The organism is Caldicoprobacter sp., assembly GCF_047459465.1.
Classification (GTDB): Bacteria; Bacillota; Clostridia; order Caldicoprobacterales; family Caldicoprobacteraceae; genus Caldicoprobacter.
In genome coordinates this window covers 1-21,438 of record NZ_VSCO01000016.1, presented here as the reverse complement: position 1 = coordinate 21,438, position 21,438 = coordinate 1, and the positions used below count along the sequence as shown (strand labels likewise).

At 48.7% G+C, this 21,438-nt stretch carries 21 protein-coding genes and 1 other annotated feature; all 21 genes read left to right on the top strand.

The genetic code is table 11. The annotated features are described in order from the left end of the window. Positions 1 to 40: 40 nt before the first annotated feature. Complete coding sequence (gene ruvA, locus FWJ59_RS02215; protein ID WP_414480354.1) at positions 41 to 640, top strand: Holliday junction branch migration protein RuvA; 600 nt, start codon at positions 41 to 43, stop codon at positions 638 to 640. A 44-nt stretch (positions 641 to 684) separates the two neighbouring features. Next, positions 685 to 1,674 (top strand): Holliday junction branch migration DNA helicase RuvB, encoded by a 990-nt coding sequence (gene ruvB, locus FWJ59_RS02210; RefSeq protein ID WP_414480356.1) that lies wholly within the window; start codon positions 685 to 687, stop codon positions 1,672 to 1,674. Positions 1,675 to 1,985: 311 nt separating this feature from the next. Continuing rightward, entirely contained in the window at positions 1,986 to 3,014 is a 1,029-nt protein-coding gene (gene queA / locus FWJ59_RS02205) for a tRNA preQ1(34) S-adenosylmethionine ribosyltransferase-isomerase QueA (protein ID WP_414480353.1), read from the top strand. An 89-nt stretch (positions 3,015 to 3,103) separates the two neighbouring features. After that, positions 3,104 to 4,225, top strand: coding sequence for a tRNA guanosine(34) transglycosylase Tgt (tgt, locus tag FWJ59_RS02200; RefSeq protein ID WP_414480352.1), 1,122 nt, complete (start codon positions 3,104 to 3,106; stop codon positions 4,223 to 4,225). A gap of 179 nt (positions 4,226 to 4,404) precedes the next feature. Then, a complete protein-coding gene (yajC, locus tag FWJ59_RS02195) occupies positions 4,405 to 4,707 on the top strand; it encodes a preprotein translocase subunit YajC (protein WP_414480351.1) in 303 nt (100 codons plus the stop codon). A gap of 153 nt (positions 4,708 to 4,860) precedes the next feature. After that, positions 4,861 to 5,271 carry a TIGR04086 family membrane protein gene (locus FWJ59_RS02190; protein ID WP_414480350.1) on the top strand — a complete coding sequence of 137 codons (411 nt, stop codon included), beginning with the start codon at positions 4,861 to 4,863 and terminating at the stop codon, positions 5,269 to 5,271. A 36-nt stretch (positions 5,272 to 5,307) separates the two neighbouring features. Further along, a complete protein-coding gene (locus FWJ59_RS02185) occupies positions 5,308 to 5,616 on the top strand; it encodes a hypothetical protein (RefSeq protein ID WP_414480349.1) in 309 nt (102 codons plus the stop codon). A 45-nt stretch (positions 5,617 to 5,661) separates the two neighbouring features. After that, a complete protein-coding gene (scfA, locus tag FWJ59_RS02180) occupies positions 5,662 to 5,802 on the top strand; it encodes a six-cysteine ranthipeptide SCIFF (protein WP_252226309.1) in 141 nt (46 codons plus the stop codon). A 170-nt stretch (positions 5,803 to 5,972) separates the two neighbouring features. After that, positions 5,973 to 7,205: a protein translocase subunit SecD gene (gene secD / locus FWJ59_RS02175; protein ID WP_414480348.1), complete on the top strand. Its 1,233-nt coding sequence runs from the start codon at positions 5,973 to 5,975 to the stop codon at positions 7,203 to 7,205. A gap of 16 nt (positions 7,206 to 7,221) precedes the next feature. Beyond that, entirely contained in the window at positions 7,222 to 8,112 is an 891-nt protein-coding gene (secF, locus tag FWJ59_RS02170) for a protein translocase subunit SecF (protein ID WP_414480347.1), read from the top strand. Positions 8,113 to 8,305: 193 nt separating this feature from the next. Continuing rightward, the gene (gene recJ / locus FWJ59_RS02165; RefSeq protein ID WP_414480346.1) at positions 8,306 to 10,834 is read left to right on the top strand and encodes a single-stranded-DNA-specific exonuclease RecJ; all 2,529 of its coding nucleotides are present in this window, start codon (positions 8,306 to 8,308) and stop codon (positions 10,832 to 10,834) included. Positions 10,835 to 10,836: 2 nt separating this feature from the next. After that, positions 10,837 to 11,355, top strand: coding sequence for an adenine phosphoribosyltransferase (locus tag FWJ59_RS02160; RefSeq protein WP_414480345.1), 519 nt, complete (start codon positions 10,837 to 10,839; stop codon positions 11,353 to 11,355). Positions 11,356 to 11,468: 113 nt separating this feature from the next. Beyond that, positions 11,469 to 13,661 carry a RelA/SpoT family protein gene (locus tag FWJ59_RS02155; RefSeq protein WP_414480344.1) on the top strand — a complete coding sequence of 731 codons (2,193 nt, stop codon included), beginning with the start codon at positions 11,469 to 11,471 and terminating at the stop codon, positions 13,659 to 13,661. A 68-nt stretch (positions 13,662 to 13,729) separates the two neighbouring features. Continuing rightward, entirely contained in the window at positions 13,730 to 14,179 is a 450-nt protein-coding gene (gene dtd, locus FWJ59_RS02150) for a D-aminoacyl-tRNA deacylase (RefSeq protein WP_414480355.1), read from the top strand. Between the two features lie 20 nt (positions 14,180 to 14,199). Next, positions 14,200 to 14,841: an MBL fold metallo-hydrolase gene (locus FWJ59_RS02145; RefSeq protein WP_414480343.1), complete on the top strand. Its 642-nt coding sequence runs from the start codon at positions 14,200 to 14,202 to the stop codon at positions 14,839 to 14,841. A gap of 302 nt (positions 14,842 to 15,143) precedes the next feature. Further along, positions 15,144 to 16,694: a coproporphyrinogen dehydrogenase HemZ gene (hemZ, locus tag FWJ59_RS02140; protein WP_414480342.1), complete on the top strand. Its 1,551-nt coding sequence runs from the start codon at positions 15,144 to 15,146 to the stop codon at positions 16,692 to 16,694. Beyond that, complete coding sequence (locus FWJ59_RS02135) at positions 16,684 to 17,103, top strand: PPC domain-containing DNA-binding protein (RefSeq protein ID WP_414480341.1); 420 nt, start codon at positions 16,684 to 16,686, stop codon at positions 17,101 to 17,103. Before hemZ ends, FWJ59_RS02135 begins: the two co-directional genes overlap by 11 nt. A gap of 56 nt (positions 17,104 to 17,159) precedes the next feature. Beyond that, positions 17,160 to 17,397, top strand: a binding site (T-box leader). A 54-nt stretch (positions 17,398 to 17,451) separates the two neighbouring features. Further along, positions 17,452 to 18,720 carry a histidine--tRNA ligase gene (gene hisS, locus FWJ59_RS02130; protein ID WP_414480340.1) on the top strand — a complete coding sequence of 423 codons (1,269 nt, stop codon included), beginning with the start codon at positions 17,452 to 17,454 and terminating at the stop codon, positions 18,718 to 18,720. Positions 18,721 to 18,840: 120 nt separating this feature from the next. Next, positions 18,841 to 18,966: a hypothetical protein gene (locus tag FWJ59_RS02125; RefSeq protein ID WP_414480339.1), complete on the top strand. Its 126-nt coding sequence runs from the start codon at positions 18,841 to 18,843 to the stop codon at positions 18,964 to 18,966. A gap of 107 nt (positions 18,967 to 19,073) precedes the next feature. Next, entirely contained in the window at positions 19,074 to 20,858 is a 1,785-nt protein-coding gene (gene aspS, locus FWJ59_RS02120; RefSeq protein ID WP_414480338.1) for an aspartate--tRNA ligase, read from the top strand. Between the two features lie 67 nt (positions 20,859 to 20,925). Next, the coding region (locus FWJ59_RS02115; protein WP_414480337.1) for a ThiF family adenylyltransferase at positions 20,926 to 21,438 on the top strand (513 nt) is incomplete at its 3' end.

Sequence of the window (21,438 nt, the reverse complement as noted above, 5' to 3'; positions counted from 1 at the left end):
CATGCCTTTAAGATGAAGGTTTTGCGATAGGAGAGATGGTATGTTTTCTTACTTAAATGGTACGCTGGTGGAGGTCGGGCCACAGCATGTGGTGTTGGATGTGCAGGGGATCGGATTTTATATAACGGTCCCGTCTTCTGTGGCCTCTAAGCTACCTTCCAGGGGAAGTGAGGTTAAGCTGTATGTGTACCTCAACGTCCGCCAGGACGGCATGGAGCTGTATGGTTTTTTAAGCCGTGAGGACAAGCTGTTGTTTGAAAAGCTCATTTCGGTATCGGGCATAGGTCCTAAAGCTGCCATTTCCATGTTGTCGGCTTTGTCGTCCACTCAGCTGGCCCTAGCGATTGCCACTGGGGATGTAAAGGCATTGAGCACCGCTCCGGGCATCGGTAAAAAGATGGCGCAGAGAATAATATTGGAGTTAAGGGAAAAGATTGACAAGGAAGTGGTGGAGAGTTCACCAGCGGTAAATGATGAAATGATGGTGGCGCAAGGGGTACAAAAGGAGGCGCTTCAGGCGCTGATGGCGCTGGGATATCAAGCTGTTGAGGCTCAGCGCGCTTTGGACATGGTAAAAGGTCAGGCACAGGATACAGCAACTTTGGTGAAGCTGGCGCTGAAAGCCCTGGATAAGAGATAGGGGTGAATACATTGGCCGAGCAGGAAAATAGAATAGTGACTTCCATGAAGCTTCATGAGGATAGCGAAGTGGAGCAGACCATAAGGCCCAGGACCCTTGATGAATACATAGGTCAGGAAAAGGTAAAGGAGCAGCTTAGGATATTTATACAGGCAGCTGTAAAGAGGGGTGAGCCTTTAGATCACGTCTTGCTGTATGGGCCCCCTGGATTGGGTAAAACCACGCTGGCTACAATAATTGCCAACGAGCTGGGAGTGGGCATCAGGATAACTTCCGGACCTGCCATAGAAAGGCCGGGGGACCTGGCGGCCATACTTACAAACTTGAGCGATGGGGACGTGCTGTTCATAGATGAGATTCACCGGCTAAGCAGGAGCGTTGAAGAAATCCTCTATCCGGCTATGGAGGATTTTGCCCTGGATATCATAATAGGTAAAGGGCCCAGCGCCCGCTCCATACGCCTTGACCTCCCCAAGTTTACCCTGGTTGGGGCTACTACCAGGGCAGGAATGCTGACCTCTCCCCTCAGGGATCGCTTTGGGGTGATACACCGCCTTGAGCTTTACACAGCCGAAGAGCTGACCAGGATAGTGATTCGGTCGGCTGGCATCCTGGGGATTCCCATAGACTCCGAAGGGGCCAGAGAGATTGCCGCACGGTCCCGCGGTACGCCCAGGGTCGCCAATCGCCTGCTCAAGCGGGTGAGGGATTTTGCGCAGATAAAAGCCAATGGAGTCATCACTCTGGAGGTTGCCAGGGAAGCCCTTGATCTCCTTGAGGTGGATTCGGTTGGCCTGGACGAGGTTGACCGAAAGATTTTAAGGACCATAATAGAAAAGTACAATGGAGGCCCGGTGGGATTGGATACGTTGGCTGCCTCGACCGGCGAAGAAAGCACCACCATTGAGGATGTGTACGAGCCGTTTCTCCTGCAGATGGGGTTTATTGCCCGTACCCCTCGCGGCAGGGTGGTCACGCCCCTTGCCTACCGCCACTTGAAGATCCCTTATCAGGAGCAACAAAGACTAGTATGACGCTCCTGTAACATGTGTTGGCCGGCGCTGGCAAGGGATTTTGTTAGTTTTGTCATATGAGGCACAATTGTGGCTTTGGCTGAAAAGCCCATTTTGGTGTTCAAAGGGAAATTTGCTAAAATATAGGTGCAAAATCGTTTTTGATGCGGTAATCATTTGAATACAAAATATGTGAGGGCCTGAGAAGCGGGTTAGGCTTTATTTTGTCAAGCCAGCATTTAGCGGTTCAATTTTGCAACGAGGCTAATTATTACATTAAAGCTGGAAACAATAAATGTATGCGAAATGGAAAATGAGGGTGAGGTAGCAAGTTGAAGGTAGAAGATTTTGATTATTACCTTCCAGAGGAACTGATAGCTCAGTCGCCAGCGGAAAAGCGGGATGAGTGCCGCCTGTTGGTCTATCACCGCGATACCGGCCAAATTGAACACAGGATATTTAAGGACATAGTTGAATATTTATATAAAGGCGATTGCCTAGTGATAAATGATACGCGGGTCATTCCGGCACGGCTTTTAGGTAAACGGGTCGATACCGGCGGTAAGATCGAGTTTGTGCTGCTTAACCAAATAGACGATAAGCGCTGGGAAGTTCTAGTAAAACCTGGACGGAGGGCCCGGATAGGTTCTGTCTTTGTATTCGGGGATGGGTTGCTCGAGGCAAAGGTCCTTGATAAGACCCCGGAAGGCGGCCGCATAGTGGAATTTCAATACGAGGGCATTTTCAATGAGATTCTGGATAAGGTGGGGGTTGTGCCGCTCCCCCCCTACATTCGAAAGCAAATAGATGATCCTGAACAATACCAGACGGTGTATGCTAAACACCGCGGGTCGGTGGCGGCGCCTACTGCGGGCTTACATTTTACCATACCCTTGTTGGAGAAGATCCAGGCTTCGGGGGTGAATATCGTCAGGATAACCCTTCATGTAGGGCTAGGGACTTTCCGCCCTGTGAAGGTAGACAACGTAGAGCAGCATAAGATGCACGAGGAGTATTACAGGATTAGCCAGGAAGCTGCGCAGGTCATAAACCAGACAAAGGAAAAAGGTGGTCGCGTGATTGCGGTGGGGACCACTTCCACAAGGGCCCTTGAATCTTCAGCTGATGACAGTGGAAGGGTACATCCAACCGAAAAAGGTTGTACCGATCTGTTTATCTACCCGGGCTATAAATTTAAGGTGGTGGATGCCCTCATCACCAATTTTCACCTGCCCAAGTCCACCCTGCTCATGCTGGTGAGCGCTATGTGTAGCCGCGAGGAAATACTCAGGGTGTATCAAGAGGCCATAAAGGAAAGGTACCGCTTTTTTAGCTTTGGGGATGCCATGCTGATACTTTGAAACTGCTTTTAAATATGCTTTACGGTTAAACAAAGGGTGAAGCTTTTGTAGGATTAATGGCATTGAATTTTGGTAGCGCGAGGTGGGACATGAGCTTTAAGTTTGAGCTTATAAAGGAGTGCTCAAAAACTGGAGCAAGGCTGGGCAGGGTGTATACCCCTCATGGCAGCTTCGAGACCCCGGTGTTTATGCCAGTGGGCACTCAAGCTACGGTGAAGGCTTTGACGCCCAGGGACCTTAAAGAGATAGGTGCCCAGATAATACTGGCCAACACCTATCACCTGTATTTACGGCCGGGACATGAGCTGATAAAGCAAGCCGGTGGCTTGCATGAGTTCATGAACTGGGACAGGCCCATACTTACCGATAGCGGTGGATTTCAGGTGTTCAGCCTAGCCGATTTAAGGGAAATAACCGATGAGGGGGTTTATTTTCGTTCGCATCTGGATGGTTCAAAGCATTTCATAAGCCCTGAAAAGGCTATAGAGATAGAGAATGCGCTGGGCGCAGACGTCATAATGGCCTTTGACGAGTGCGTGCCCTACCCCTGCGATTATGAAACGGCCAAAGCTGCCGTTGAAAGGACTACCAGGTGGGCTAAACGCTGCAAAGCCGCGCATCAGCGGGAAGATCAGGCGCTGTTTGGCATCATTCAGGGCAGCGTTTTTAAAGATCTCAGAATGAAAAGCCTTGAGCAACTGCTGGAGCTGGATTTTCCAGGATACGGCATAGGGGGGCTTAGCGTGGGTGAGCCTAAGCCGTTGATGTACGAGATCCTGGAGCAGATAACGCCTGCCATGCCAAAGGATAAGCCCAGGTATTTGATGGGGGTAGGTTCACCCGATTGCTTGATTGAAGGGGTTATACGAGGGGTGGACATGTTTGACTGCGTGCTCCCCACCAGGACGGCCAGGACCGGTTTGGCTATGACAAGCCGTGGAAAGGTGATGCTGCGCAATGCGCCATATCAACGGGATTTTGGCCCTCTTGATCCCGAATGCGACTGTTATACCTGCAAGAACTTTTCTCGCGCTTACTTAAGGCACCTGGTGAAAGCGCGGGAAATACTGGCTGCCATACTCATCACCATCCATAATGTAAGGTTCCTAATACGGTTTATGGAGCAAATAAGAGAAGCCATAAGGAATGACAACCTGCTTGAGTTTAGGAAAAGCTTTTTCGAAAAGTATGGGTATGATGACAGAGAATGAGTTAGTGGAATTTTTGTTTTCGGCAACGCTGAAAAAGAAAAAACTAAATTGGCAGGATTTGATTTTTATGTTATACTTATTTTTGTTGCACTGTGACTCGTTGACGGGATAGACAAACAGTAGAAAGCGAGTTTTGTGCATCAGGGAAAATATTCTAATTAGAAAGGAAGGGAAAGAATATGCCTTCAGAAGAAGTGAGCACTACGGCGCTTTTGATTCAATCCTTGCTCCCCTTTGTGCTGCTGATAGTAGTCTTTTATTTTATGATCATAAGGCCTCAAAGGAAAAAGGAAAAAGAGACCAGGGAGATGCTGGCCTCTCTGAAGGTAGGGGACAATGTTACCACCATAGGTGGAATTTGTGGGAAGATCGTGCGCATCCGGGATGACATCATTACCATAGAGGTAGGGCCGGACAAGGTGAAGCTGGTGTTAGAGAGATGGGCTATCCGGAGCGTGGACAAGCCCATTTCGGCAGACTGATGTTGGTATTGGTAATCGCTATTTCAGGCTTTATCTGTTGCTGGTGAATAGATAAAGCCTTCTTATTTTTATGCCCTTTTGCTTGTCATACTTCGCACCTGCACGGCATAAAAGTAAAGTGAGAAAGCAATGTGAAGGGATGGGGAGAGCGAGATGAAAGGTGTCAAAAAGAATTCCGTGCAGGTGGATAGAAACAGCCTTATACACAACGGACTTGTGATATTGAAGGCCTCGCTTCTAGCCGTTATAGTAACCCTTGTAGGCTTTTTGATATTTGCTGTGGTGATGAAGCTGGCTAATCTCCAGGAGACTATAATTCCGCCGGTAAATCAGGCCATTCGCATAATTAGCATTGCATTGGGAGGCGCCGTTGCAGCCCGCAGCAGCCGCACCAAAGGCTGGCTTAAGGGTGCACTGACAGGGCTTCTGTATATCGTGTGGGCCCTCGTTATAAGCGCTATATTCGGAGGCAAATATGCTTTTGATACCGTGCTGTTGTCTGATGCTTTGTTGGGCATAGTGGTGGGTGCCATAGGAGGGATCATAGGCATAAATATTGAATAAGGTAAAAAGCCAAAATGCCTTGTTAAGATTGACAAATTGGAAAAACATCTTATATACTTAAAATGTGCTTTATACCAACATCTATCAATTGAAAAACCGGGATTTTTGGGGGCCCTGCCATGGAGCTTTATAAAAACGGCTCGAGTACTGACTTGGCCATATTATGGTAGAAAATATTGCGCCGAAAGCGGGCTAAGTGTAATGTTAAATGAACAAATGTCCATACCCTTATTTTTTGATATGGTTCATGATGATTTAAGAAATGGCTCCTTAAAGAGCCATATTGGTAAATATGGGGAAATTTTCTACTATGGTCAAAAATATTATTCCGATTCAAACAACTAAAATTAGGCAAAATGTGTAAATTTGCTGTAAAGGAGGAGTTTGATTATGAAGCACATCAAGACCTTACATAAGGGAACATTGAAGGACAGCTTGAAGAATGGCGGCTGCGGCGAATGCCAGGCATCTTGCCAGTCTGCATGCAAGACGTCTTGCACCGTGGCTAATCAGGCATGTCAAAAGCAATGAAGATAGCTTTTTGTGTTAAGCCTCATGAACGTTAAGCCAAAAAACAGCAGTAGCGCTTGCTGCTGCTGTTTTTTATTGTATTGGTATGCATGTCGTTTCCGTTATTGACTAGTCCATTGCTGAAATATTATAATGAAAAAGTGAGTTCTTTTTTTGAAGGGGGCCAGTGAATGAAGAAGAAAAGCGCTTTAAAGTTATCTCTAATAATTGTGTGCATTATTATAGCCTGTTACATTGCATTAAACGGTCTTGAAATAGGGGTATACAGGATTATCCCGCTTGGGGAAGGGGTTCAGCAAGGTCTGGATTTAAAAGGTGGGCTTTATGTGGTGTATGAAGCCAATATAGCCCCCGGTGATCCCGATGGAGATAGCAAAATAGAGGGCGCTATGAGAGTGATGCGCAACCGCCTTGACAAGTCGAATCAGCATGAGGCCACTATTGCGCGTCAGGGTACTAATCGCATAGTGGTGGAGATACCGGGCGTGGATAACCCACAGGAGCTTGCTGATATCCTGATGGAACCGGCAGTGCTGGAGTTCATCGGGCCTGAGGATGATGTAATAATCACGGGCCAGGATGTCAAGAGCGCGAAGCCTGGGTATATAACTGGCCAAAAGCCGGTTGTGCAGTTTGAGTTGACTTCTGAGGGTGCTAAGAAGTTTGCCGAAGCTACAAAGAAATATCTGGGAAAAGTGATAAAGATAGTTCTGGATGGCAATCCCATATCAGAGCCTACGGTGGAGGAAGTAATTTCAAGCGGCCAGGGCGTAATCCAAGGTATGAGCAGTATAGAGGAGGCGCAAAGGCTTGCTACCTTGATCGAAAGCGGTGCCCTGCCCGTTGAACTCAAACAGGTGGAAGTGAGGACCATCGGTGCAACGCTGGGTGCCAATGCCCTTGAAAGGGGAATATTGGCAGGGGTGGTTGGCCTTTCGCTGGTGTTCCTGTTTATGCTGGTCTATTACAGGCTACCAGGCCTGGTGGCCGATTTGGCCCTGGTGGTATACGCACTATTAGTAATGCTGATTACAGTGCTGGCTCGCATTACAATTACCCTTCCCGGCATTGCAGGTATAGTGCTATCCATAGGAATGGCGGTAGACGCCAATGTCATAATATTTGAAAGGATTAAAGAGGAAATTAGGGCTGGCAAGACCATGAGGGCGGCTCTTGATTCGGGCTTTTCGAAGGCGTTCAGTGCCATACTGGATTCCAACGTTACAACTCTTATTGCCGGCGTGGTGCTGCTGTATTTTGGGACAGGCCCCATTCAAGGCTTTGCCAAGACGCTGATGTTGGGCGTAGTGGTGAGCATGTTTACTGCCATAGTCTTTACAAAATATGTACTGCGGCTCATCATAGACCTGAATATACAAAATAAGAAATTGTACGGTGTATGAGAGGGGAATAACGGAGATGAATATAGATTTTGTCGGAAGGTATAAAATTTTTGCAGCCATTTCGCTGGTAATCATCATAGCCGGGTTGCTTGTGATGATCTTACAGGGGCTAAACCTGGGGATCGACTTCAAGGGTGGCACCACCATATACGTAAACATCGGCAAACCCTATTCGCCTGACGATATCCGTGATATATTGTCATCCGAGGGGATAGACGCCACGGTGATGCAGGTGGGCGATAACAAGCAGGATGCCATCATACGCATGAGGCATATGGAAAATCAGGAGGAAATACAGAAGAGGTTGATAGCCCGGCTTAAAGAGAAATACGATTTGACCGACGAGAGGTTCAGCATTGATACGGTGGGGCCTACCATAGGGAAAGACCTTACGCGCAATGCCATACTGGCTACGGTCATATCGTGGGTGGGTATACTCATATATGTAGGGATACGCTTTGAGTTCAAATCGGGAGTAGCTGCCATCGTAGCCTTGATACACGACGTGCTGATCATGGTGTCGGTTGTCGCCTTATTGAGAACGCAGATAAACAGCACATTTGTAGCGGCTGTGTTGACCATAATAGGTTATTCCATCAATGACACCATAGTGATTTTTGACAGGGTACGGGAGAATCAGAAGAAGTTTGGCAGCAAGCTGTCTAGAGCCGAGATAGTGAACAGGAGCATCAACGAGTCCCTTAACCGTACTATTAACACTTTTCTCACTACTTTGTTTACGGTAACGGCTTTGTATGTCCTTGGCGTTGAGTCCATCAAGGAATTTTCGCTTCCCATTTTGGTGGGTCTCGTAGCTGGAACCTATTCTACCATATTCATTGCGGGACCCTTGTGGGCTGAATGGAATGAAAGGACCGATCGGCGCAAGCTTGCTGCTGCCAAGTAATTGAATGCAGGTTGCCATGGTTTGGGCTGCTTCATATGGGAGGCGGGAAAACATAAGATACATCGATGTTAATTGGCGAGCAATATTATCAATGAGCTTCCTTCGGGAAGCTCTTGTTGTTATTTTTTACGGTGGATTTATTTATTGATTAAAAAGGGAAACGCCATTATTTTTTCGTGAGGAGTTGAAATGTATGCCGCTTTATCTTCCGCTGGCAGACGAAACGCCTGAATGGCAACGGAGTGTAGATATAATCCATAATGGCTTGGGAGTCTCAAGGGTAGTGGCCAGGTTGCTGGTAAACAGGGGCATTACCGATCTACAGCAGGCTGTCTCGTTTATCAACCCCTCTCTCGAGGGACTTCATGACCCATTTTTGTTGCCCGATATGGAAAAGGCCGTAGAGCGGATCCGAAAGGCAATCGACGGCGGACAACGCATTGCAATATACGGGGATTACGATGTGGATGGGATTACGGCGGCGTCTGTCCTGTATTTGTTTTTAAAAGGTAAAGGCGCCGATGTGGAAGTATACATCCCCCATCGCTATTTAGAAGGATACGGCATGAATTGCCAGGCTGTTGAGCAGCTTCATGCCCGTGGGATCAGGCTCATCATAACGGTAGATTGTGGCATAACGGCAATTGATGAAGTCGAACTGGCTACGCAGCTGGGCATGGATGTCATAGTGACCGATCATCACCGGTGCTCAGGCCAGCTTCCCCGCGCCTGTGCTGTCATTAACCCTTCCCGCAGCGACCACTCCTATCCCTTTTGTAGCCTGGCAGGGGTGGGCGTGGCTGCTAAGCTGATTCAGGCCATGGAGGGGATTGAAGGGCTGGAGAAGTATCTGGACCTGATCGCTTTGGGTACGGTAGCCGACGTGGTACCCTTGCTGGACGAAAATAGAATTCTGGTAGCTAAAGGCATAGAGCGCATAAACGCCTCCCCACGGCTTGGGGTTGAGGCTTTGCTCAAAGTTGCCGGGCTGGCACAAGGCACCATTGATGCATACAGGATAGCTTTTATGCTGGCGCCCAGGCTTAACGCCGCTGGCAGAATGTCAACGGCCTATCTGGGCTTTTCGCTGCTCACAACTCAGGACGAAAGGGAGGCAGCTAGCATTGCCCGGCAATTGAATGAGGAAAACGCCAAGCGCCAGCAGATTGAAAATAATCTGCTGAAAGAGTGTATAGATAGGCTCATTAAGGATGGCGATCTCAGCGCTGAATGGATAATAGTATTGGAAGGGGAGGAGGAAAAGGGCTGGCACCCCGGTGTCGTGGGCATTGCGGCTTCCAAAATCAGCGAGCATTTTTATCGGCCGTGTATATTGATTTCCCTGCAGGGTGATAAAGGTGTGGGCTCTGCCCGAAGCATTGAAGGCTTTAATATATATAACGCATTAAAGCAGGTCGATGATCTGTTCATTCGGTTTGGAGGCCATGAAATGGCTGCGGGGTTCAGCATCCCCAGAGAAGCTATACCGGAACTAAAAAGGCGCCTTTTAAGCTATGTCCACCGTAGCATGGACGAGTCATTGCTCATTCCCCGCAATTATCATGATGGGGTGCTGATGCCGCAGGATATCACGCTATCGCTGGTGCAGGAATTAAGGCTGTTGGAGCCTTTTGGCATAGGCAATCCGCCACCCAGATTCCTGTTTAGCAATGTTCAGGTTGAGAATTGCTGGACGGTGGGAAATGATGGCAGGCATCTTAAAATGTCGGTTTCCACGGGACAGCGGCTGTGGGATGCCATCGGATTTGGGCTGGGCGATAAAAAGGATTATCTGCTGGTCGGGGGTAAAAAGGTGGACATCATTGCCGCGATAGAGGAAAATGAATGGGGCGGCGTAAAGAAAATTCAGTTCAACGTGAAATCCATGCAGGCCGTTTTGAATGATGAAGATGACGTTGAGGCTTTTCTGGAGCCGTTTTATTTTAAATTTTTTGATGCTTTTTTACAAGAAATTATGTATAATAGTGATTGCATAAACGGTAAACAATTGAGCAAAGCGGAGTGGCCGACGTTCCAGCAGATGAGCTGTGATGAAGCTATAGCCTGCTTTAAGGCTTCCAAGGTGGGCAACTTGATTTTGGCAAGCACCCTGGAGGGAGCACGATGGGCACTAAACCTGATCGTTGAAGAGAGGATACCCCATATGGCCTTTGCATATGGATACTTCCACGAGATGTGGGAGACGGGGATGAACGGCATACTCATAGCTCCAGTGCTGGACAGGGTCCTCTTCAGGCACTACAGGAAGATCTTTTTGCTGGAAGATGAGCTTCCTCTGTATCCGCGATTGTACCTTGTGGAAGGTTTAAGGGAAAGGGTGCATGTCATAAAAGGCTGGAATAGCCATGGGATTCTTCTCAAAGATGTGCTCAAGCGGCTGGATGTGGAAAGAGCGCACTTTGTAGCACTGTATAAATGGTTGCGTTCGCGGCGTCCTGGCCAGAATATATGGCCAGGGGTGTCCAGGATGGCAAGGCAGTTCAGGGAGGCAACGGGGCAGGATATAAACGAGTTTCAGCTGCGCTTGATGTTAGGTGTGTTTAAAGAACTGGGCTTTATAAGGATAGATGGGCAGCAGACCTGTATCAAGGTCGAGTGCATACAAAATCCACGCAGCCGCGAACTTGCCGAGAGCGTGCTATATCAGAAGTACATGGCATGGATTGAAGGGGTGCAATCCCACTGCGAAAAGGAGGAGTAAAGATGGATTTGAAGTCAAAGATCAGGGTTGTATTGGATTTCCCCAAGCCGGGCATAAGCTTTAAGGACATAACCACTTTGCTTAAGGATCGAGAAGCCTACATCTATACGATAGATTCACTGGTGGCTTTTTGCAAGGAAAAGGGAGCTGAACTCATAGTAGGACCCGAGGCTAGGGGATTTGTGCTGGGAGCGCCGGTGGCGTATGCCCTGAAGGTGGGGTTTGTACCGGTGCGCAAGCCGGGCAAGTTGCCGGCCGAAACTGTCAGATACGAGTACGGTTTGGAGTACGGTTCTGATGTGTTGGAAATACACAAGGACGCCATTCAGCCCGGGCAAAAAGTAGTAGTGGTGGATGACCTGCTGGCCACGGGCGGCACTGCTTTGGCGGCTGTCAAGCTTGTCGAGAAGCTAGGCGGCATTGTGGTGGGCGTGGCCTTTGTGATAGAGCTGTCCTATTTGAATGGTAGAAAGACGCTGGAAGGATATGACGTGTACTCCGTCATTACCTACGATGACTGAGAATGATGCTGAAGAGGTAAGGATGGTTGGTGCTTGCTGTACCAGCCATTCTTTGTATTTGATTGAAGTATTTGATTGAACGGGCGCTTCCGCTATGGAAAGGGGGTGGTATAATGAATGGCAATGGTATACAAGCTAAAGTGGCAGAGCTTGAATCCAAAGCGGAGCAGCTTTATGGCAAAGAAGGGGCAGAAAAAGTCCGCAAGGCCTATGCTTATGCCGCAAAGGCCCATGAAGGGCAAAAGCGGTCATCTGGCGAGCCATTTATTATCCATCCCGTGGAAGTGGCCCTTATATTGATGGAGCTCGGATTGGACGTCGATACCGTTGTGGCGGGTATACTGCATGATGTCATAGAGGATACTGGCGTGACGCTACAGCAGCTGGAAGGGGAGTTTGGGGCCGATATAGCGAAGCTGGTGGACGGAGTTACAAAGCTCAGCCGCATAGAATACAAGAGCAAAGAAGAGCAACAGCTGGAAAGCCTGCGGAAGATGTTTGTGGCCATGGCAAAGGACATAAGAGTTATAATCATCAAGCTTGCTGATAGGCTGCACAACTTGAGAACCCTCGAGTACGTAGATGAAGAGAAGCAGCGAGAAAAGGCTTACGAAACCCTGGAGATCTACGCTCCCCTTGCTCACCGATTGGGGATATTCAAGATAAAATGGGAGCTGGAGGATATATCGCTGCGCTATATCGATCCAAAGGGATACTATGACCTGGTAGAGAAGGTGGCTGCCAAGAGAAGGGAGCGAGAAGCCTACATTCAGGACGTCATACAAACCCTCAAGAAAAAGCTTGATGAGATGAACATTGAAGCCGAGATAGAAGGGCGTCCCAAGAATTTTTACAGCATTTACCGCAAGATGTACATGCAGCACAAGAGCTTCGAGGAGATCTATGATCTGCTGGCTATTCGCGTTATAGTGAATTCGGTGAGGGATTGCTATGCAGTTCTGGGCATAGTTCATACCCTTTGGAAGCCCATCCCAGGCCGATTTAAGGATTATATAGCTGTTCCCAAGCCCAACATGTATCAATCGCTCCATACCACCGTTATAGATTCCAGGGGCGAGTTGTTTGAGATACAGATAAGGACCTGGGATATGCATCGTACTGCCGAATACGGAATTGCAGCCCACTGGAAATACAAAGAGGGACGTAAGGCTTCAACCGACCTTGACGAAAAGCTCGCATGGATACGCCAGCTTCTGGAATGGCAGAGCGACCTTAAGGATTTCAGGGAATTTGTAGAGACCTTAAAGATAGACCTGTTTAGCGATGAGGTGTTTGTCTTCACGCCTAAGGGTGACGTCATTGATCTGCCCAAAGGAGCAGGACCACTGGATTTTGCATATGCCATTCACACGGAGATAGGCAATAAGTGCGTGGGCGCCAAGGTAAACGGTAAGCTGGTTCCTCTGGATTATGAGCTTCAAACCGGCGATATAGTGGAGATTATCACCTCTCCCAGCAGCCGGGGGCCCAGCCGTGATTGGCTGAAGATAGTCAAGACCACTCAGGCCAAGAATAAGATCAAGCAGTGGTTCAAAAAGGAGCGGCGCGAGGAAAACATAGTAAGAGGCAAGGAGATGCTGGAGAAGGAGGCAAAGCGACAGGGGTATGTCCTGTCGCAGCTTCTCAAAAACGAATGGATTGAGCCCATACTTAAGAAATACGGGTTCCATTCGATTGACGATATATATGCTGCCATCGGTTACGGCGGGCTTACTACCAGCCAGGTGCTGGTGAGGCTCATCAACGAGTACAAGAGGTATCAAAAGGTGACCGCCTCCGAGTCAGAGGAGGTAATTGCAAAGCAGGCAAAGGAAGGCAGGCCCAAGAGGCGCACCGATAATGGCATACATGTCAAGGGTGTCGATAATATACTGGTAAGGCTTGCTAGATGCTGCAATCCCGTGCCGGGCGATGAAATCATAGGGTTTATCACTAGGGGCAGAGGTGTATCGGTGCACAGGGCCGATTGCGTCAATGTGATCAATATAGTTCCCGAAGAGAGGCACCGGCTGGTGGAGGTAGAGTGGAGCGGTGAGGATAGAGCCTCTTATAACGCTGAGATACAGATAATAGCGCGAGACAGGCATTCGCTGCTAGCCGATATTACCAGCACCCTTGCCAACATGGATATAGCCTTGACTGCTGTCAATGCCAGGACCAACAGGGTTCGGCAGGCCCTTATAAATTTAAGCCTGGAAATAAAGAACACCCAGCAGCTTGAAAAGGTGATGAGGCAGCTTAAAAAGGTGCCCGACATACTGGATGTGCACAGGGTAAACGCGTGAAGAGGATTGGTATGGCCACTTTGACAGTTTGAAAATGAAAATTAAGGTAAAACGGAGTGATGATTTCGATGAGAGCTGTTGTTCAACGGGTTAAACACGCCAGCGTAAAGGTGGATGGAAAGGTGGTTGGCTCCATTGAAAATGGGCTGCTGGTATTTTTGGGAGTAGAGAAGGACGATAGCGAAGAAGACCTGGCATATATGGTAGACAAAGTGACTGGCTTGAGGGTATTTGAGGATGAGAACGGCAAGATGAACCTGTCAGTGCAGGATGTGGGCGGAGCCGTACTGGCTGTGTCGCAATTTACCCTGTACGGAGACTGCAGAAAAGGGCGTAGGCCCAGCTTTACCCAGGCCGCACCTCCCGATATGGCCAAGAAATATTACGACTTATTTGTGGAAAAGATTAAACAGTTGAACATCCCTGTGGCCACCGGTATATTTCAGGCAAAGATGGAAGTGTCGCTGCTCAATGACGGCCCTGTGACCATACTGCTGGACAGCAAGAGGACTTTTTGATTTTGAAAGGAGTAGCAAATATGAAGGTTATAGCCATGCCGGTGGGACAGCTGGCTGCCAACTGCTATATAGTATATTGCGAGAATACCAGAAAGGCGGTTGTCATTGATCCCGGTGCAGATGGTCAGAGTATTTTAAACCGCATACAGTATGAAGGCCTCGAGGTGGGACACATACTGCTCACCCATGGCCACTTTGATCACATAGGCGCTGTGAAATTTCTCAAGGAGCAATTGGGGGCCTCTGTGGCCATCCATTCGGGAGATGCTCAGGCCCTTACCGATGCTGCCCGAAACCTTTCGGCCTTCATGGGAGAGCATTTGGTGCAGGTACCGCCTGATGTATTGCTGCAGGAGGGAGATATCATTGCCGTTGGAGGCATAACCATGAAGGTGCTCCACACGCCAGGGCATTCGGAAGGCAGCGTATGTTTTGTGGTGGACAGCCCTGTAAAGATGGCCTTCACGGGGGATACGCTATTTCAGGGTTCCATAGGCAGGAGCGATTTTCCAGGAGGCAGTTATGAGCAGCTAATCAGCTCCATAAGGGATAAGCTGCTTACCCTCGATGACGATTACACCATCTATCCCGGCCATGGGCCAAAGAGCACCATTGGCGCTGAAAGGGTTACCAATCCGTTTATAAAGTACTATGTGAGATGAATAGCTGATGGAAGCGATGAATAGCTGATGGAAGTGTGGTACAAAAATTCAATAAAGTATTGGTAGAAAAATCCGAATAAAGTGTCGTTTGGAATAGTTTATTATGGGAAAGACTGTAGCTTGACCTTTTTATGAAATCTGGCGTATTTTTTATGAAATTTGGAGTATTTGTTATGAGATTTTTGAAAGATCTTTCTTTATAATAAAAGGCGTTTTAAAGCCTTAAAAATGGCTTAAAGAGTTTGACATAAACCGTGACGGTATAATATAGATCAGAACAAATGGTGGAGGGTTGCTGCGATTTGAATGTATACGTTCATGTTACAAGTGGTGGCTTTGAGCACGAGATATGGGAATTGACCCGCGTATTTTTTCCCAGTTGGTCGGTTAAGGTGTTTGACCATTTGCCGGCCCAAAGTGATAATCCGGGAGAAAAGGGCGACAGCTGCGGGGATTTACTCGTCGTTGCCGAATATACTTGCTCGGACTTTGAAATTGTGGCGAAAAGCTGCCTGAAGGACGGCAGGGGAAGGGTGTTGTTTGAAAGCCAGCGAAGCCAAAAATTGGATGATAGGACTAGAGGTTCTTATCTCAAACGGAAAAGGGAGATAAAGAAGGTCTTATGCCAATGCGTCTACGACGTGCTGTCGAGATTCACAGGCAAGTATCCGAATTGGGGTATACTTACCGGCGTGCGCCCGCTTAAGGTGGTGCATCATCTAATGGACGATGGATTGAGCGATGAAGAGGTTTTGAGCGCATTGAAGTCCGAGTACTACGTAAGGGATGATAAGGCTTCCCTGCTGGTGGAGACGGCCAACAACCAGCGGGATATTGTAAAATCGTCCTCCGCCGATACCGTATCTCTCTATATACACATTCCCTTCTGCACCACCAGGTGTCTATACTGTTCTTTTCCGTCGGTCGTGATGGATGGATACAAGGAGATAGTGGATGACTATATAGATTCCCTGGTTACCGAGCTTGATAAGGTGGTCTCAGTTTTGTTGCACAAGGGAATATCAATTCAAAGCCTTTATATAGGCGGTGGAACTCCCACTGCCCTTGCCTATCCACAACTGGAGCGGTTGCTGAGCGCAGTGGACTTGTTGCTGGATGGCTGCTCTGTAAGGGAGTATACGGTGGAATGTGGTAGGCCCGATACTCTGGACATCGACAAGCTTTCGCTGCTCAAGGCTTTTGGAGTAAACCGCATAAGCATCAACCCCCAAACCATGAACCAGGAAACCCTTGATGAGATCGGTCGGAGGCATACGGTGGAGCAGGTTGTGTCCAGGTTTCACATGGCCAGGTATGTCGGGTTTGATTGCATAAACATGGATATCATAGTGGGACTGCCCGGCGAAGGTGTGCCGCACATGGAAAAGACCATGAAAGCCATTGCAGGTCTGCAGCCCGATAACCTTACGGTGCATACCCTTGCCGTAAAGAGGGCATCCAGGCTTAAGGACTCGCTGGATAAATATCCCTTAACTTCCGATGATACGGCTGAAAGGATGCTGGAAGTATGCCAAAGATGGGTAAAGAGGATGGGGATGGTGCCGTATTACCTTTATCGCCAGAAATACATGGTGGGGAACCTCGAAAACGTCGGATATACTAAGCCCGGCAAGGCCTGTATATACAACATCCAGATGATGGGAGAAAATCAGACCATATGGGCATTTGGGGCGGGAGCGGTCAGCAAGGTATACTTTCCGGAAAATGATTGTATACAGCGCGTTCCCAACGTCAAGGATGTGAAGGAGTATATGGATAGGCTTGAGGAGATGATACGGCGAAAGATGAGGTTTATAGATCTTTGTAAAGGAGGCGTTGAGGATGACCTATAAAAGGTTTGGGAATACTTATGTTGTAAGCATTGAAAAGGGAGAGGAAGTAGTCGAGTCGCTTAAGCGTTTTTGTGAGGCTGAGAATGTAAGGTTGGGCTACATCACCGGCATAGGGGCTTCAAACAAGTTAGTCATAGGAATTTTTGATACCAGGGAGAAGGTGTATCGTTCGACGGAGATAAGTGGGGAACACGAGATAACCTCCCTTGTGGGTAACATAACCACCATGAAGGGGGACATATATCTTCACATACACGTCACCCTTGCCAATTCCAAATTCGAGGCTATAGGGGGTCATTTGAATTCGGCCGTGATAAGCGGAGTGTGCGAGGTTTTTGTCCACAAGGTGGAAGGAGAGGTAGATAGGGAGTTTGACCAAAATGTGGGGCTCAACGTTTTGAAGCTGTAAAACCCATAGTTGACAGTACCTTGTCCTTGGCTTTATAATACTTATAACGTTATACTCCAACGGCTGTGAAAGGGAGAGTACCTGGATGGATGCATCAGAGAGGGGATGCCGCGGTTCAAATGTTGGCCGTGGGTGGGAGCATCCCTTGCGGAAATCCTGGGAAGGACACCCCGGAGCCGGTCTGCTGAAGGGAAGTAGGCAGATCCGCCCAATCCGGCGTTAAAGGAAAGGTGGGAGAAGCTTATTTCTCCAAGAAGGGTGGTACCGCGGGCAGTGAAACCTCTCGTCCCTTATTTGAAGGGAATGAGAGGTTTTTTAAGTTAATGCAGAAGAAGGAGGGAGATGGAAATGCTGACCCAGGCCCCGAAAGGTACAAAGGACGTCTTGCCAGATGAGTCGTATAAATGGCACTATGTGGAGGGGAGGATACGGGAGATTACCCGTCTGTTCGGCTATAAAGAGGTTCGTACCCCCACTTTTGAGCATACCGAGCTGTTTGAACGGGGGGTTGGCGATACCACCGACGTGGTTCAGAAGGAGATGTATACCTTTACTGATAAGGGCGGAAGGAGCATTACCTTAAAGCCGGAAGGTACAGCAGGGGTGGTGCGCGCCTACATAGAAGGCAGGCTTTATGCTCAACCCCAGCCCATTAAGATGTATTATATAACCCCGGTGTTTCGATACGAGAGGCCGCAGGCGGGACGCTTGAGGGAGCACCACCAGTTTGGTGTGGAGGTATTTGGCGCTCCGGAGGCATCGGTGGATGCTGAGATCATAAGCTTGGCGGTGACTTTGTTTGACAGGCTCAATATAAAGAATTTGGAGCTCAACATAAACAGCATTGGATGTCCCAGCTGTCGGCCCAGGTATCATCAGGTCCTCAAGGAATACCTGTCGGGGCAGCTAGACCAGCTGTGCTCTAACTGTAAGCAGCGCTTTGACCGAAATCCCTTAAGGATTTTAGATTGCAAGGAAGAAAGGTGCAGGCAGGTGGTGGCTTCTGTTCCGGTAATACTGGATTTTCTGTGCGATGAGTGCAAGGCGCACTTTGACGGCCTTAAACGCTACCTCGACGCTGCAGGTATATCCTATAAGGTCAATCCCATGATTGTACGAGGGCTGGATTACTACACCAAAACGGTATTTGAGTTTATTTCCCGGGACATAGGGGCTCAGGGAACGGTATGCGGTGGAGGCCGTTATGACGGATTGGTAGGCCTTTGTGGCGGACCCGAAACGCCGGGCGCCGGCTTTGGCATGGGAATTGAGAGGTTGCTGTTGGTCATGGAAAATCAGGGAGTGGAGATACCGCCGCCACCAAAGTTGGACGTCATGTTCATAACCGTTGGGGATGAAGCGCGTTTTCAAGCCTTTAAGCTGGTTAGGGATTTGCGCCTAAAGGGAATTTCGGCCGATATGGACCACGTGGGCAGGAGCATAAAGGCCCAGTTCAAATATGCGGATAAGCTGAATATACCCAGGGTGTGTATAATGGGCGAGGATGAGCTTAAGAATGGATGCGTTAAAGTAAGGGATATGGCATCGGGGCGGGAAGAGCCGGTTCCAATGAATGAAATAGTGGCCTATCTTGAGAGGTTAAGGAGGCTTGATTGAACCATAAGGCCTGGTATTGATGGGCTTTTACTAGTGAGCTGCAAAGTAGCTGTATGGCAGGCTGGTCATTGGAAGTATTTGCAAGGGCTTTAACATGGAGCATAAGAGCAGCTATGATGTGTGGAAACGGAAGCTTTAGCCTTAACGATGGTAATAGGTGATGCCTGCAAATGTGCTGATGAGCATGCATCTACGGTGCAGTTAGGTGGAGTATGTGCGCGATATATGACACCTGACCTGCTGTAGCATGAAGTTGAATTGTGGTGATGCCATGAGTAACATCGTTGATAGATGAAGATGTATGGATTTTTTAAAAGTAATTCACAAGACATAAATAAAAGGAGGTATACGATATGGGCGAGCTAATGGGAGATTGGAAGAGAACCCATATGTGCGGCACCTTGAACCTTGAACACGTAGGGCAGGAAGTGACCATTATGGGATGGGCCCATAGGCGCCGTGACCTTGGAGGCTTGATATTCATCGATTTGAGGGATCGTACCGGCATAGTACAGGTAGTGTTTAACGAGGAAAAGTGCGGCGCCGATGTGTTCAAAAAAGCCGAAACGGTGCGCTCTGAGTACGTTCTAGCCGTGAAGGGGGCGGTGGTAAAGCGGGAGCCCGATACCGTTAACCCTAAAATCCCTACCGGCGAGATTGAAGTGGTGGCAAGCCAGCTCAAGATTTTATCGGCTTCAAATACCCCGCCCTTTAGCCTAGAGGATAACATAAACGTCTCCGAGATGGTGAGGCTGAAATACCGGTACCTGGATTTAAGGCGGGCCGAGATGCAGAGGAACATAGTGCTGCGCCACAGAATAACCAAGTGGGTCCGGGATTTTCTGGACTCAAAAGGTTTTTACGAGATAGAAACTCCGATGCTCACGAGGAGCACGCCGGAGGGGGCCAGGGACTATTTGGTGCCCAGCAGGTTGCATCCCGGCAAGTTCTATGCGTTGCCACAGTCGCCCCAGCTCTTCAAACAGCTGCTCATGCTGTCGGGGTTCGATAGGTATTTCCAGATCGCTAGGTGTTTTAGGGACGAGGATTTAAGGGCAGACAGACAGCCCGAGTTTACCCAGATAGATATCGAGATGTCGTTCGTAGATGTGGACGACGTTATAACTTTGAACGAGGAGATGCTGGCCTATATATTCAAAAAGGCTTTGGGAATTGAGCTTTCGCTGCCGCTGCCGCGCCTGACTTATAAGGAGGCCATGGAGAGATACGGTACCGACAAGCCCGATACCAGATTTGGCCTGGAGCTTAAAGATGTAACCGACCTAGTGAAAGACTGCGAATTCAAGGTGTTCTCAGGCGCTGTGGCTTCCGGTGGCAGCGTAAGGGCTATAAACGCCAAGGGCTGTGCTATAAAGTTTTCCAGGCGTGAAATAGATTCCCTGGTGGATTTTGTTAAAAACTACCGAGCAAAAGGGCTGGCCTGGATTGCAGTTGAGCAGGACGGCTTGAAGTCGCCCATTACCAAATTTTTTACTGAGCAGCAGCTGAACGACATATTAAAGCGCCTGGAGGCCGAGACGGGCGACTTGCTGCTGTTTGTGGCCGACAAGGACGATGTGGTGTTTCAGGCTCTCGGACAGCTGCGCTTGGAGCTGGCTCGTCGCTTAGAACTGATAGACAAATCTAAATATAACCTGTTATGGGTTGTGGAATTTCCTCTGCTGGAATATGACGAGGAGGAAAAGCGCTTTGTGGCCAAACACCATCCCTTTACCGCGCCCATGGATGAAGATATAGAATATCTTGATACAGATCCGGCAAGGGTAAGGGCTAAGGCCTATGACATAGTGCTAAACGGAGTGGAAATCGGTGGGGGCAGCATAAGGATTCACACCACCGAGATGCAGGAAAAGATGCTCAACGTGCTGGGCTTTTCAAGAGAAAGGGCCTGGAAGAGCTTTGGGTTCCTGCTTGAAGCTTTCAAGTACGGTGCGCCGCCCCATGGAGGAATCGCTTATGGCTTGGACCGCTTGGTGATGATGCTGGCGGGCAGGGATACAATACGGGATGTCATAGCATTTCCCAAGGTACAGAACGCTTCGGATCCTTTAACCGATGCGCCGTCGGAAGTGGAGCCCAAGCAGCTGAGAGAGGTCCATATCCGTGTGGACGCGTGAAGGTGAAAACTTGTGGTTTAATTTACCCATAAATGGTTAAATATAATGATGACGCGCGGGTGATGATATGCTTCATGCATTTACCAGGACGGAGTGGCTGATCGGGGAGCAAGCGCTCAAAAAACTCAATAGCAGCACAGTGGCGGTATTTGGCATTGGAGGAGTGGGAAGCTTTGCCGCCGAGGCTCTGGCCAGATGTGGCGTGGGCACCTTAATCCTGGTTGACCATGATAAGGTGTGTCCCACAAACATCAATCGCCAGGTTCACGCCGACGTCACCACCATTGGGAGGCCCAAGGTTGAGGTGATGAAGGAGAGACTGCTCAAAATAAACCCTGCTTTAAACATTATAGGTCGAGCAGCTTTTTACGGGCCGGATACGGCAGATGAGCTCCTCGATACTGGCTGTGATTATGTGATTGATGCCATAGATACCATAGGCTCCAAGATTGACCTGGTGGTGAGATGTAAACAAAAAGGCATACCCGTTATTTCCAGCATGGGAGCCGGAAACAAGATGGATCCAACCGCTTTCAGAGTGGCGGATATATACCAGACCTCTGTGGACCCTATCGCTAAA